The 14,837-nt window shown below is 44.9% G+C and carries 14 protein-coding genes; 13 read left to right on the top strand and 1 reads right to left on the bottom strand.

The window, feature by feature from the left end:
* A partial coding sequence (locus tag J4G07_00070) for a transposase (protein MCE2412374.1) occupies positions 1-958 on the bottom strand: 958 nt, incomplete at its 3' end.
* 240 nt (positions 959-1,198) lie between these two features.
* Here J4G07_00070 and J4G07_00065 point away from each other — a divergent pair.
* From J4G07_00065 to J4G07_00005, 13 genes are all read left to right on the top strand, one after another.
* Positions 1,199-1,378, top strand: a complete 180-nt coding sequence (locus J4G07_00065) for a hypothetical protein (protein ID MCE2412373.1) — start codon at positions 1,199-1,201, stop codon at positions 1,376-1,378.
* 15 nt (positions 1,379-1,393) lie between these two features.
* A complete protein-coding gene (locus J4G07_00060) occupies positions 1,394-2,110 on the top strand; it encodes an HAD family hydrolase (GenBank protein MCE2412372.1) in 717 nt (238 codons plus the stop codon).
* Positions 2,111-2,361: 251 nt separating this feature from the next.
* Positions 2,362-2,733 (top strand): VOC family protein, encoded by a 372-nt coding sequence (locus J4G07_00055; protein ID MCE2412371.1) that lies wholly within the window; start codon positions 2,362-2,364, stop codon positions 2,731-2,733.
* A gap of 247 nt (positions 2,734-2,980) precedes the next feature.
* On the top strand, positions 2,981-5,134 hold the full coding sequence (locus tag J4G07_00050) for a sigma-70 family RNA polymerase sigma factor (protein ID MCE2412370.1): 2,154 nt from the start codon (positions 2,981-2,983) through the stop codon (positions 5,132-5,134).
* A 47-nt stretch (positions 5,135-5,181) separates the two neighbouring features.
* Positions 5,182-7,413, top strand: coding sequence for a carbohydrate binding family 9 domain-containing protein (locus tag J4G07_00045; protein ID MCE2412369.1), 2,232 nt, complete (start codon positions 5,182-5,184; stop codon positions 7,411-7,413).
* A gap of 37 nt (positions 7,414-7,450) precedes the next feature.
* Positions 7,451-8,272: an ABC-2 family transporter protein gene (locus J4G07_00040; GenBank protein ID MCE2412368.1), complete on the top strand. Its 822-nt coding sequence runs from the start codon at positions 7,451-7,453 to the stop codon at positions 8,270-8,272.
* A 5-nt stretch (positions 8,273-8,277) separates the two neighbouring features.
* Positions 8,278-9,087: an ABC-2 family transporter protein gene (locus J4G07_00035; GenBank protein MCE2412367.1), complete on the top strand. Its 810-nt coding sequence runs from the start codon at positions 8,278-8,280 to the stop codon at positions 9,085-9,087.
* Between the two features lie 19 nt (positions 9,088-9,106).
* The gene (locus J4G07_00030) at positions 9,107-10,108 is read left to right on the top strand and encodes an ATP-binding cassette domain-containing protein (GenBank protein MCE2412366.1); all 1,002 of its coding nucleotides are present in this window, start codon (positions 9,107-9,109) and stop codon (positions 10,106-10,108) included.
* Between the two features lie 315 nt (positions 10,109-10,423).
* Complete coding sequence (locus tag J4G07_00025) at positions 10,424-11,041, top strand: RNA polymerase sigma factor (protein ID MCE2412365.1); 618 nt, start codon at positions 10,424-10,426, stop codon at positions 11,039-11,041.
* A gap of 129 nt (positions 11,042-11,170) precedes the next feature.
* Positions 11,171-11,593, top strand: a complete 423-nt coding sequence (locus J4G07_00020) for an NUDIX domain-containing protein (GenBank protein MCE2412364.1) — start codon at positions 11,171-11,173, stop codon at positions 11,591-11,593.
* 121 nt (positions 11,594-11,714) lie between these two features.
* Positions 11,715-12,335 carry a carbohydrate binding family 9 domain-containing protein gene (locus tag J4G07_00015; protein ID MCE2412363.1) on the top strand — a complete coding sequence of 207 codons (621 nt, stop codon included), beginning with the start codon at positions 11,715-11,717 and terminating at the stop codon, positions 12,333-12,335.
* The gene (locus J4G07_00010) at positions 12,323-13,786 is read left to right on the top strand and encodes a hypothetical protein (GenBank protein ID MCE2412362.1); all 1,464 of its coding nucleotides are present in this window, start codon (positions 12,323-12,325) and stop codon (positions 13,784-13,786) included. The genes J4G07_00015 and J4G07_00010 overlap by 13 nt, the downstream gene beginning before the upstream one ends.
* Positions 13,787-13,924: 138 nt before the next feature.
* Positions 13,925-14,680 carry a methyltransferase domain-containing protein gene (locus J4G07_00005; protein MCE2412361.1) on the top strand — a complete coding sequence of 252 codons (756 nt, stop codon included), beginning with the start codon at positions 13,925-13,927 and terminating at the stop codon, positions 14,678-14,680.
* Positions 14,681-14,837 lie beyond the last annotated feature (157 nt).

Genomic DNA, 14,837 nt, shown 5'->3' with positions numbered 1-14,837 from the left:
CCCAGTGAAGCCAGTCAAAGAACATGCCCCAGGACGCATCGGAAATAGACTTCGCAAGATGCCTATTTTTTACCATGTTACTCGGTTTGAGTTTTTCAGCAACAACGGCATCAAAGGCTTTGTGGTGAAAGAGTTTGTAAACAGCTTTCGCGATAAAGTCAAGTCGTTGACACGCCACAATATCTGCCTCCTTCGCCAATGCGTCCTTCGCCTTATACCACCGTTTACTCCGATACGTCTTGCGAGACAAGTCGCGATGAAGTTTGACGAGTTTGCATTCCGCTTGACGATAAAAGCGCGGATTCTCTTCGGTTTCACCGTCAGAGGTCGTCAGAAAATTGTGCGTCCCCACGTCTACACCACACGCAGATTTTGCAACACATTTCAGCGTGTCAGGCACTTCGCAAACGATAAAGACATACCACCCGCGTGCCGTCTTTTTCAACGTGACCTCTTTCGGGTCTCCGACGATTCGACGGTGTTGGCGGATCTTGACTTCACCGAGTTTCGGCACTTTCAGCAGGTTATGCCGTTTGCCTGTTTCACGGATAGGGGTCTGACGGACACGTTTAAATGTACCTGTCGCTTTATCCTTAACTGTGTGTATGCGCAGACTCCAGGACAGCGAACGGACAGAGGACTTGTAACGCGGGTATCCCTTCTTTTCCGAACCTTCTCGGCATCGGCGGCGGAAATGTTCATGTGCCGCGTTGACGCGCTTGATTGTCGATACCTGCATATCCTGAGGATGTTCCCAATAGTGAGAGGTGGTGGCGCGGAGGTCTTTCAGATGGTGGATCTGGTCATACATCGACACAGATTTGCGACCATAGTCCCACATCTGATGCCGCATCTGGAGCATGTAGTTCTGCAATTGCTTCTGGTGGCGCAACTCCGCATAAAGCCAACGTTCCTCTGTTTTGGTAGGCTTTACACGAAACTTAAAGGTTTGTTTCATTCGGCTATCACACATCACACTTTTAACCCCTATTCAGTAGGTAGGAAACCGACACGTCACCAAGCGGTGACGCTGAATATGTCGGTTTCCAGTGTGATACATCTATTAAACCACATTTTGCTAAAAATGTCAAGTGTTTTTTCAAAAAAACGCTATGGTCTCACACACGAGGGCGGTTTTTCCTCCCAAGTCTAAAGACTTGGGTTTCCAAACCGAAACGTAGATGAAGGGACGATTTGTGTGAATGATGTTTGGTACATCCATCAGCGGCGTTACCGAACCCCTGAAAATTTACGTTTAGAACTGGAGCGTCATGGGTTCACGGTCCTTGAACAGAGCGGCGAAGTAACTGATAACGCTATCTGTGTCCATCAAGATGCCTGTCCCGCAATTTCTGATAACCACACCAATAAGTATTAACACGGGAATTTAGAAATGGTTGTAAAGGTAGTCCTCTTCGATTTATTTGAAACACTCGTTTCAGGATTCGACACGGGCCATCCTTCAACCACTGAAGTTGCGCAGACATTAGAGTTACCTGTGAAGGAATTTCAGCAAGAATACTACCAGAGCCTTCGATCAGCACGATATACAGGACAATTCCCAGACTATGCAACCGTTCTGTGTTATATCGTCCAGCAGCTTGGCGGAAAATCTTCTGACAGCACTATTAAGACCCTCGCTGAACGCCGCCAATCTGCTTTTACCGCCCATCTTCGTCGTATAGAACCCGAAATTCTTGATATGCTCAATGAAATTACCACTTCAGGCATTCGGATCGGTCTTATCAGTAATACCGACGGTTCTGAAGTCTTGGATTGGGCAAATAGTCCTTTGTCCGACTTTTTTGAAACGCCCATATTTTCTCATGCGGTTGGAATGGTCAAACCTGACCCTCATATCTATCAACACGCATGCAAGAATTTAGGCGTTGCTCCTTCAGACTGCATATTCATAGGTGATGGCAATAGTGATGAACTTCGAGGCGCAGCTCAAGTTGGGATGTTGCCATTTTGCGCCGCGTGGTTCCTCCGTCAGCACACAGACTTGCTCGGAGAAGATATTGTGATGCGGCGAGCGGCAGGCTATCCAGTATTGTCCGATCCATCAGAGTTGGCGGATCGGGTACGAGACCTTTGTGCTGTCTGTTAACAATGTAGTTGAGTCAGTTTTTCCTATCTTCCCACAATCCTCTCTTTTTCTGCAGAATTATGCAACCATTTCTCCTTAACGCGCGCCATATATAATGTGAGTTGGTTCGTTGGGTTTCGCTGAATTTATTACGCGAATAGGGTTCCTGAAAATCGAAATTTCCCATATAAATTGGCGGGTTCTTGGTCTTCACTGCTCCACCCAACTTACATTACTGTCTAAAGATATAGAAACACGAACGGAGGTAATGTATGAGCAGCAAACTTTACACGATGCTGATGCCAATTTTGAAAGTAAAAGACTTGGATGCTGAAGTAGCATTTTATCTATCGTTGGGATTTGAACTCTCTTACGATGATGAAGACTTCAAAGCAATACAGTATGGGGAGAATATTGAGTTTGGGCTTGGTCGCAAAAGCGAGGTCAACGTTGAAGTCATATCTCAACACTTTACTTGGCAGATTGCCGTAAACAGTGTCCAAGAAGTTTTAGATATTTGTGGTGAGAAAAACCTTGAGGTAGTGCAAGGTCTAAAAAAGTACACCTACGATTTTGGTGATGTCTGTACAATTATAGTAAGGTCCCCTAATGGATATAACGTTGTTTTTGAGGGGGACTTGTAATGGATCACACAAATTGAAGAGTGACACATAAAATATGAAACGAAAACGTCCGATAAGAGTGTTTATCGGACATTTTCAAGCAGTTCAATTTTATTTTTAATAGGACTTAACCGCACCAGTTTTGTGTCAGTCGGTGTCCCGATTTTCCGTAGATAGATATGCCTTTCAATTTTCCCTAAATCCTGATTAACTTGAATTTTATGCTGAATTCTTGAATCCCACTTTGAAAATCTACTTTTGGAGGTGCATGATGAAAGATAATGATACCGAATTAATTCGCCGCACGCTTGCAGGCGACGAAACCGCTTTCACCATGCTCGTGAAAAAATACCGTAAACACGTGCACACGCTTGCCTGGCACAAAATCGGCGATTTCCACATTGCTGAAGATATTACGCAGGAAACCTTTCTGCAAGTCTATAGAGATCTGGCAACCCTAAGAGAGCCAGATCGGTTCCCTGGATGGTTGTATGTGGTTACAAACCATCGTTGTATTGCGTGGCTCCGTAAGCATCGATTGCATGTCCGATTGGTGGAGGGCATTAACATGGCAATGAAGGGAGAAGCGGCATATTCCCGATATGTAGCAGATGAACAGGCAAGAACTGCGACTGAAGCACAGCAAAAGGTCGTTAAACAGTTGCTTGCTAAGTTACAGGAGAGCGAACGCACTGTGATGACCCTGTATTATTTTGGCGAGATGACATGTGAAGAAATTAGTAAGTTTTTGGGGGTATCTGTAAATACAATTAAAAGTCGACTCAGTCGAGCGCGCCAACGTTTGAAGAAGGAAGAACCTATAATTCGAGAAGCGTTGGATAACTTCCAACTGTCTGCAAATCTCACCGAAAATATCGTGCGGGAGATAGCACATATTAAACCCGTTGCCGCGTCTCGAGGTAAGCCGTTAGTGCCGTGGACAATTGCGGTTTCAACTGTAACGGTGATATTACTAATGATAGGCATAGGCAACCAATATCTTCTGCATTTTCAACACCCATATAGTTTTGAAGCGGAATCGGAACACACTATTGAAATCGTTGACGCACCTATCGTCCTTAACATGGATTCAAAACCGGATGTCCGGAGTCAGACAGGGCAAACTCTGTCCAACGGTAAAAACGACAATACGGGTTCGCAGACTTCTGAAACGCTTTTGACCTCTACCACAGGAGAAGATTCCGTGATGGATGAGACAAACATGGAACTTTGCACGCAAAATTTAATTGCTATTGGCAAGGCGATTGAAACTTACCAAAAAGAACACGACGATTTTCCTGAGTGGCTCTCAGATCTGTATCCTAAACATCTGGTAGATTCAAACGTTCTGACCTGTCCTGCGGATCAGCACGGTGGCAAGGCAGGGCGCCCTTGGAACATAGATCCAAAAATGTCGGTGAGTTATGACTATCAATTCTATCCCGAATATCGAGGGAAGAAAAGGGAACAACGTATGGTGTATGGTGATGTCATGCCGCTTGTCCGCTGTCGGCATCATGCGAATGAAAATTTGCATGTTTTGAACTTAAGCTTCTCTTATGCGATTTACAAGTCATCCATGAATTGGGAATATACGCCGGAGGATATGTATGGTAGCCATGAAGCAGCTATCGCCGCTTTCAAAGAAACACTTGAACGACACCCTGATGACATGCGTTTCTTTTCCCTCTATCCGGGACTTGTCCATCTCTACGCCAAAATTGGGGATGAACCAGCGGCGGATGTAGTCATTGAGCGGTTGAAGTCAGCCACGAAACTCGAAATTCCGAGTTATCATGCCCTATGGAACCTGTGGAACATACTTGTGATGACGGAACGATATGAGGACATGCTTGAGATTTTTACGGAAGCTGAACAGCAGTATCCAGATGAGAGATTCATCCTTGAGAAACTTTCCTTCATCCATGAAAGATTAGGCAATACTGAACTCGCCGAAGCGTATGGTCGCAAGTTTGATCCGAGATACGAATCGATTGGGATGCCTGTCCCTGACTTTTCTGCGACCGACCTTGATGGGAATCCTATTTCGCTTCAGGACTATCGTGGAAAAATCGTTTTGATCGACTTTTGGGCGTTCTTGTCCCCGCCACGTATTTCGGAAATGCCGGAGGTCAAAAAGATTTATGATACCTATAAAGATGAGGGGTTTGACATTATCGGGGTCAACCTTGATGATGAAGAAGTCATACTACAAAACTACGTTAAAGAAAACAACATCCCTTGGCGACAGATTTTTGATCAAGGGGCTGGCGAAGATTCACTTGTGCAACACTATGGTATTGGCGACATTCCTGAAATGTGGCTCATTGATAGAGAAGGAAAATTAATCACACATAAAGCCAGAGAGGCAGATTTAGAAAGGCTCATCGCAGCGGCAGTAAAGGCTCAATCTGGAGACTAACCCAGAGTCGTTTTGCGTGATTTTTGGGTACTTTGGAAAATTGGAAAATGACTTTATTATTCACGATTGTTTTTATACTCTTTTCATTTGCCTCCTCACTTTATGCCCATAAAGGTGACTTAGGACATTATGTGGTGAGAGCACAGCCATTAGGAGAGATTCCTCCTCCTAACATTGATGGAGTTTTAACGGACGCAGCATGGCAAAAAGCCTTACCTGTTAGCGGCTTTGTTTGGAAGGATACTCCGGATAAACCGGCTTCTGAAGAAACGGTCGTTTATATTGTTTACGATCGACATCATTTGTACGTTGGATTCAGGTGTTACGATTCCGAGCCCCATAAAATTGTAAACCGTATCACTCGGCGCGGGGGTGATGTCTTCTATTCTGATGTTATATCTTTTTTTATTGACCCGTATCACGATCATCGCACTGGATATAAGTTTGTCAGCACGCCTGGGGGCGTGAAAGATGACAATTACCGCTACAATGATTCTGAAGTGGATTTTACATGGGAAGGGATTTGGTGGGTTGAAGCAAATATTGATAGCGAGGGCTGGATGGCTGAGTTTAAAATTCCGTTCAGTAATTTCCGATTTTCTGATGCTAAAAAGCAGGTGTGGGGCATCAACTTTGAACGATTTATCCGACGAAAACGGGAAACAGATACTTGGAAGCCGCCTGGGGATCACGGCGGATTTTGGACGAGAATGTCCGCATTGGGACATCTGGTAGGGATAGAGGATATCCAATCAGGAAAACAAGTGGAGATTTATCCACACATCATAGGCGGAGGCACGGAAAGTGAAGAAACACACATAAGTGGTCAGTCAGATATAGGGCTTGACTTTCAATACAGACTCACCAATAAACTTCGGGTCAGCGGAACCGTTAACCCGGACTTTGCGCAAGTGGAGGGAGACCAACTGGAAATCAACTTAACTCGGTTTCCGATCCGGTTTCCAGAGAAACGCCCGTTTTTCATTCAGGGCAATAGCGTTTTTGCAACGCCTTTGGAACTTTACTATAGCCGACGGATTGGTAGCAGAGGTGATATCCTATGGGGCACGAACGCCACGGGCAAGATAGGAAATTACACCTTAGGGATCATTTCAAGCAGAACCGGGAACTGGGATTATTTTGGTCTCCAAAAGGAAACTACAGCGAGAGAAACCGCGGGATTTACTGTTGTTCGGGCAAAGCGAGATCTCTTTGAAAAATCCAACGTTGGCATCCTATATGCCGGAAAAGAGTTAGCTGAAGAAAACAGCCGCGTCATTGGCTTAGATACCAGCATTGCGAGGGGAGAAAACCTCATCCTTACAGGACAAATCGCCCAAAGTTGGAACACTGGAGATGGGCAGTTACCGCGAGCGTATTTGCTGACCATCACCAGAGGAACCGACCTCTTCAACGCGGAAATCTCTATGGAGCGGATTGAGGCGGAGTTTTCGGTAAACCAGACGGGTTTCATTCAAAAGGAGGCACATCGCGGTTGGCAGCACGTTGGAACGCAGCTGGAATACACCCCGCGTCTCGCTGTGTTAGGGCATGAAAAGTTCGTTATAGGCACCGGTAGCCGTCTATCCCAAGGGCTATACACCGCCCCGTACTTTTCGGATTGGAAGCGTCAACACCCAAACCTTCAAATAAACCCACGGTTTGATCCAGATCTTTTACTTTTGTCAAATAGTGTTTGGTCCCGGGTAAAATTTCGGGAGTTATTTTTGGAGCGAGTTGATTTCATTTTCAATTATGCAAGAGAAGCGGAGTTGACAGAGGTTTTCTGGACAAGAGAAGCGAAATTGATGTTTCGGACGGATACCGCCAAGCGATTTTCCACGACTTTGCAGATAGGTATGGGTAATTTCTATAATTTTGCCCAAAAGTATATTGGAGAGCAAAGAAGTTTTGACATCCAAAGCACCTTGCGCCCGAAAAATAATCTGACTCTCGAATTAATGCTTGCAGTTGCCCAAACTTCAACCCCAGTCGGTGAAATAGATGGAGAATTTATTTCCAATTCCGTCCGAGTCACTTACCTTTTGACCAGGGACTTCTTTTTTCGGTTATCTACACAAGCCTTTTGGGGTCAAACACATTATAGCAAAAAAGAAACGAATCTCAGATATCTTATCAGTGGACTTATTGGCTGGGAATACAGTCCCAAAAGCCATTTCTTCTTGGCTTATAATGAAAGCCGGGGGACCTTGACAAGAAGTCCTCGGTTAGAAAATAGGGTCATCGTTGCCAAAGTTTCCTATCTGTGGAATCTCTAACAAATCACATCAACTCTTTATATTGGAACACATCGCAATGGCACCCCTCAGAAAATTTTGGACACGTTTCAGAATTTATACGAGATTTAGCAAGATCCGTTTTATTGACCGATTAAGCTACCGTGCCCATTTCTTCTTCGTCTTGACGGAATATCTTCTGATAATAATTGTCAATTATTTTCTCTGGAAGGCGATCTTGGCGGACGGTAGGACGATTCGTGGGTATACCTTAGAGGACATGGTCACATACGTAGCGATTGCCGGTGTGTTTCGGTTTATTCTCAACGAGCTTTCTGGTGGGATTTCTCGTGAGATGAGTGGCCAGTATCACAGTGGGGAACTCATCATGAACCTCTTAAAGCCTGTGAGTTACCAACTCTACATCTATTTTCGGACTTTTGGAGGGATTCTCTTTCAGCTTCTTTTCAGGGGTGCCACCGTCTTAACGATCTGGGCGTTATGGGTCGGATTGACACCGCCCGATAGCCCGGCGACATTCATCGCCAGTCTGGCGTTGGGGGTTTTGATTTACGCTGGAATTGCTTTTCTGGTCGGTCTCACGACTTTCCATATAGAAAATAATGCGGGCGTTCTCTTTGCTACAACCGCGAGCATTGAACTGCTATCAGGGACCTTGATACCGTTGGTAATGTTTCCGAGCTGGATGATTTCAATATTAGATTACCTGCCCTTCAGAATGATTTTCTACATACCGATGCAGATCTATTTAGGTCAATTGGGTATCCAGGAGACAGTAAGCGCGTTGATTGTCCAAGCAACTTGGGCATCTACCTTATCCATAGCAGGATTCTTTCTCTTCAAGATCTCGGTGCGAAAGCTGACGATACAAGGGGGTTAAACTTTATGTCAATGCCTCGACTCTTCTTTTATGGGAAAATTTATCTTCGTTACTTTGGACAGTATTTCAAAGGTAGACTCGCCTATCGAGCAGATATTTTGATTCAGATGGTGTTTGCCCTCTCGACTCAGATCACTTCTCTGGTTTTCATTCTAATAATCTTCAACCATATTCCGGATATCAATGGTTGGAGCTACGGAGAGATCCTTTTTATCTACGGGTTTGCCCAAACCTCAATTGCGCTATTTTCGATGTTCTTTTCAAATCTCATCCAATTGGGACGCTTTTACATTCTTGATGGGAATTTTGATCGTGTGTTGCTTCGTCCATTGCCACTTCTGTTCCAGATTATCATTGAACGATTGGACATCGGCTCGTTTTCTACCTTGGCGATGGGAGTCGGTGCCCTACTCTACGCGGCTACGAAGTTAAATATGTCATTATCTGCCTTTGAGTGCCTCATTTTTTTCGGACTGGTACTCTCAGCCACCCTCATCTTTACAGGATTGGTGCTCATTTTGGTGAGTTTGACCTTCTGGATAAAGGACCCAACAGGGGCACTCGCCTGGCCCCTAATGACTGTTCGTGAATTCGCGAAATATCCTATTACCATTTACAGCCCGGCGTTACAAGTGTTCCTGAGTTGGATATTGCCTTTGGCATTTACTTCCTTTTATCCTGCAACACTCTTTTTAGGCAGACAGGATTACGTCCTCTACGCCTACCTAACGCCTATCATCGCCCTTCTAACTTGGGGAATAGGGACTCTGGTATGGAATTTAGGGGTGCGAAGGTACGAAAGCTCCGGGTCTTAATTACTCAAAGGAGTATCTGATGGCTTTAATAGAGGTCCAAAACCTAACCAAAAGTTATAAAACATTCAAACGCAAGGAAGGATTGAAAGGCGCTTTCATCAACCTTTTTAAAAGAGAATACGAATTCGTTCAAGCAGTAGATAACATCAGTTTTCATGTCGAGCGGGGAGAAATTCTCGGTTACATTGGACCAAATGGTGCTGGCAAATCAACAACGATTAAAATCTTAACAGGCATCCTCACCCCAACGGACGGAAAAGTGACGGTGAATGGACTTGTGCCTTACAAACAGAGACAGCAGCATGTGAAAAATATTGGCGTTGTTTTCGGACAACGCACCCAGTTATGGTGGGATATAGCTGTCATTGAAGCGTTTACGCTTCTCAGAGACATCTATGAAGTCAGCAAGACAGATTTCCAAGAGCAGCTAAAAAAGTTTGATGAGGTGTTAGGTATCGGTCCCTTACTTCACATTCCTGTCCGAAAATTAAGCCTGGGACAGAGAGTTCGATGTGACATCGCCGCTTCCTTATTACATAATCCCCCCGTTGTTTTTTTGGACGAACCCACGATTGGACTCGATGTTGCAGTGAAATCGAATATCCGGGAATTCATTAAAGAGATGAATGCAAGTCTCGGAACGACTATGATCCTAACGACGCACGACCTCAGTGACATCGAGTACCTCTGCCAAAGAAGCCTCATCATTGATCAAGGAAAGATTATCTTTGATGGAGACCTACAACAGGCAAAAGATGAATTAGCCAGAAAACGAAAAATTCAGGTCGATTTTTATGAACGCATTGATGTAGACATTATTCGCGAAAGATTAAAAATTGCCCACCTCGAATTCACAAGGCGAAACGATTACTCCTTAACCATTTCTTTTGACAAAAATGAAATTTCGGCAATCGATATCATTCAAAAAATCTTGGACCACCTTCATCCGCGTGACATAAAGATTGAAGAACCAACGATCGAAACTGTTGTAAAAGAAATATATCAAAAGAAATCCTTCTAAACATAGGTTTTGAAATGCAGGATTAATTTTCGGAGCAAATAATAGTTGACATACTCCCCACAGTGCCCACGACTAAAGCAGTTTTACACTGCTAAACGCGAAATTTAAGCCATCCTGTACGATTTTTCACACGAATTCCGAGAGTTGATAGCCAAATTTTCTGATGCATTTTCTCCCGTGTAGGTTATACTTTCTATACCGTCATGTTTCACACAGGAAATCGAAAAAATTAGTCTTTTTTTTCTAAAGGTGCAACTTTTCGCCCCCCAATTTTCGTCTTTAATCACAGAAGAAAATTCCTTATGGAGGTACCCCATGCAACATAGCGACGATAAGTTGGTTCAACTCACGTTGGAAGGTGATCATCATGCTTTTGCCGCTCTGGTTGAGAAATATCAATCGCAGATTCACGCGCTTGTCTGGAGAAAAATTGACGATTTTCACATCGCTGAAGATATTACGCAGGAGGTATTCCTCACGGCATACCAAAAACTCGCCACCTTGACACGTCCAGACCGATTTGCCAAATGGCTCTATGTTATCGCCAACAACCTGTGCGTCACGTGGCTCCGAAAACAAGCCGTTCAACCGCAACTGCAGCCGCTAACATTAACCGAGCCCGAAGAACTCGCAGAATTGAGTTATGCCGAGTATACAGCAGAACAGCAGGCGGAAAGGGGAAAAGAATCGGATCGCGCCTTGATTCAAAAACTCCTTGATAAACTCCGAGAAACCGACCGGACAGTGATCCGTCTTTACTATCTCGCTGAAATGACCTGCGAAGAAATTAGCAAGTTCTTGGGCGTATCTCAGAACACAATTAAGAGCCGCCTGAGCCGTGCGCGGAAACGATTAAAAAAGCAGGCGAAAGCGATTGAACAACGCTCTGTAGTTTCCGATTGTCTTTTAATTTCATGGAGACATTATTCGTGAATTTGGTATTCCCAAGTTTCGGAATGTAGCTAAATCCAGTCAAATCGCGCAGTTTCCATTCATCCAAATACTACCTATGATTTTCGTATTTAGAAAGGAAAAAGATGGTTCAAAAGATTGAGGAAAAAGATGGCTATATGTTACTCTATTTCGAAGAACTTCAATTGTCTCGCACATCAACAGAACCAGATACTCTTCTGCAAATGGCGTGATAACGATATTTGGACGCTGCCGGGTGGACGTGCTGAACCCGGGGAAACGGCTGAAGAAACTGCACACCGAGAACTTCTGGAAGAGACGGGAGCAACGCTGAAAAATCTTGAAGTGCTGTGTTACATTCACTGTTTCATGTTCAATCTCGAATACTGGGGAATCGCTTACTTGGGAGAAATAGAGGCGTTAGGTCATCCACTCGATCTTGAGGAAGTCAGTGAAGCGAGTCTGTTCTCACATTTTCCAGAAAACCCGACCCATCCGGGACCGTTCGAGAATCAAAGCAAAGCGTTATATCTTGCCGCACTGCGTAAACTCTCAGAAACAAAAGATTACTGATAGACAAATTTTCTGATGAATTTTCGTCAGGGTGGGTTATATCCTTGATGAGGGAGATTTGATTTAATTCGCAAAACTGCTAAACACTCACAAATACACACAATAAAAGAATGAGGGGACAATGGAAAAAATTGGACGGGTGCAGTGGACACACGCACTCATTTGGATGCCGATACTGTTCTTGGTGACCACGCCGCTTTTTGGAGAGACGCAAAGTACAAGACGCACCCTTCGGGCAACCTTGACGGAGAACCCACCCGTTATTGATGGCGAACTTACAGACCCAGTCTGGCAACACGCCGACATCGCGACCCATTTTTACCGAGCAAAGGAGGGAGAAACACATCGGGCTGAATTAGACACCGAAGTTCGGGTGCTGTACGATGAAAACATGCTCTATATCGGCGTGCGTTGTGAGGAGCCAGATATGAAAAATCTCCGAGAAACGATGACACGTCGTGACTCCTTCGTCTGGCAGAACGACTGTATTGAGGTGATGCTCGATACCTATCACGACCAGCGCAACTGCTATATCTTTGCAGTCAATACACTTGGCACACAAGCGGATGAGAGAGTCGGCAATGAAAGCGTCTTTGACATGAGTTGGGACGCAAAGTGGGAGGCGAAAGTAAAAAACACAAGGACAATTGGACTGCAGAATTTGCGATTCCATTCGATGAGGTTCGTTTTAATCGGCGTAACACTACCTGGGGCATCAATTTTTGGCGGGTGCGTCCGATAAATGGTCAATCCCATTCATGGGCAGAGACGGCTTTTTTCTCACGCGTCTCAGAGTTCGGCGATTTGACCGGACTAAATTTAGAAAAGATCAAAACAACGCAAAAGATCGGTATACTTCCGTATGGCAGCTATCGTGCGCTCGTCAATCGTCCCAACGACCTTGATGGCGGGGTAGACGTAATTCTCCCGATGTCAACGCACCTGACCTCGAATGTGACGCTGAATCCCGATTTTTCACAGTTGGAGAGCGATCCGACGCAAATTAACATCTCAAGTGATCGAGAGTTCTTCCTTCCAGAACGCCGTCCGTTTTTCAGGGAGGGTGCTGAGTTATTTGAGTTGCCGCTGAATCTATTCTATACTCGGCGCGTCCAAGAAATTGATGTAGGCGCGAAAACGACAGGCAAAGTTGGCAACTCTAATTTCGCTGTCATCAATACCTACGGCAAAATGATTGACCGATACGACGCGGATCAGAAAAAGCAGGTGAATCTCTTAGCCGGACGGATCAATCATGACATCGGTAAACGGACTGTCATCGGTGCGATGGGAATCCACAAACACCAAGCCGATCGAGATGTCGCACTCCTATCGCTTAATGGGCGATTTGGATTGCATCGAGACTGGACTGCAGCGTCTCAGTACGCCATAGATTGGGTTGATGGCGAGATGCACTGGGCGTACCACACTGCCACGGAATGGATTCACGAAGGGTGGCTCGGCGAGGTTCAACTCGAAGAGATTCAGGATGGCTTTCGTCCGAACGAAATGGGACTTGAAGAGGAAGCGTTTCGTCAGGCACGCGCACGTCTCAGGTATAGATATGAGTTTCCAGAGGCGCATTTCGTGGAATCCTTTTGGGTGGATACACGCCATTTCTATCAAACCAATTCGCAAAGGTTGCTAAGGGAACGGCTGAGCGAGTCGCGTTTCTACATTGACATTGGGCGGTTTAACTTTTTCACTTCCGGTGGATTCGGTCGACTCCGTGAGGTCGGGCAACTTTTTGATACAAAGTTTATCAGATCAGAGATTGATTATCAGGCACCGTGGGGGCAATTGGGGGTTATCAATCGTTTCGGCACCCGTCGAGATGAATTCAATCGATTCACCAGTTTTTCCGGGGGTGTCAACCTTCTCGGCAAGTTCACGATTGATCTGGATCTCGATAATTTCTTTTGGCGCGCACATCGAAACACGCTCATTTTACGGCTTCGCAGCAATTACCAATTTACCCAAAAAATCGGTTGGCGAATTTTCGTGGAACGTGTAGATGAACGGATGGTAGATGAGATCACCTACAACTTCAATTCGATCTTCGACTACGAATTTACGCCAGAAAGCCATTTCTTCTTTGTGGTTGTCGATAGCCTGCCGGGGGATCGGGCTGTGTTTGCGAAGTTGGCTTACCTTTTTGAACCCAATCTTCCAGAGTTCGCTCAGTTCAATTGAAGGAAGTCCAAAAAACGCACGTCTACATCCGACTACCTAAAGGTAGCATTCTTAGCGTGAAGTTAGATAAACCAAGGGATCGTCTTTTTGTGACGGCGTGGTAGAATTGGAAAGGAACCATCATAGAAGGAAAATCTTATGTCGAACACTCAACTCAAGACCATGTTTAATACTGCTGCAACACTCTATGAAGAGGTCCGACCCGAATATCCTGAGAAGTTAATCCAAGATATCGTAGATCTCTCTGGGCTTAACGACCACAGCAGAATCCTTGAGATTGGATGCGGCACCGGAAAAGCGACCCGATCCTTCGCGGAACGTGGATACGAATTGGTTTGTCTGGACATCGGTGCCGATTTAATCGCCGTTGCGAAGGAAAAACTGAAGGCGTTTCCAAACCTTTCGTTCGTGGAACAGGCATTTGAGGAGTGGGAATCAAACGGAAAGTTTGACCTGATTACTTCTGCTACCGCTTTTCATTGGGTAGATCCAAAAGTGAGGTATCTGAAGGCATCCGAGGTGCTGAAATCAGAGGGTTTCCTTGCCGTTTTTTCAAATCAGCACGCCAGAAAAGACGAAGGATTCTTTGCAGAAGTTCAGGATCTATACGATAGATACTACCCTCTACCGACAGGGAACCGCCCTACACACGCTACACACTTCCCCGGCGTGGAAGCCTTTCAGGATCCAATTAAACGTGTATATCCATGGACGCAAACATATTCATCTGAGCAGTACATCAAACTCCTAAACACCTATTCGGATCACATCGCGTTGCCAGATAAGAATAAACGTCTACTGTTTGAGGGGATTGTCAATCTGAGTGAGACGAAGTATAACGGTCAGATCATCAAACACTATGCAGCCGTTCTTGATTTACGGAAAAAGAGATGAAAATCACAAAATTTGAACTTAATTGACATCCCTCCCAAATTGTGATAGGCTAATGTGAATTCGGCATCAGGATGCCAATACGAAAAATAAAATGTGATTTGCAAATTACGTATAGGAGAAAAACTATGTTTGTTATTATCGCACCGATCCAGATTAA

Source organism: Candidatus Poribacteria bacterium (assembly GCA_021295715.1).
Taxonomy (GTDB): domain Bacteria; phylum Poribacteria; class WGA-4E; order WGA-4E; family WGA-3G; genus WGA-3G.
Note: the sequence above shows the minus strand (reverse complement) of the source record. Positions and strands in the feature narration are given on the sequence as shown.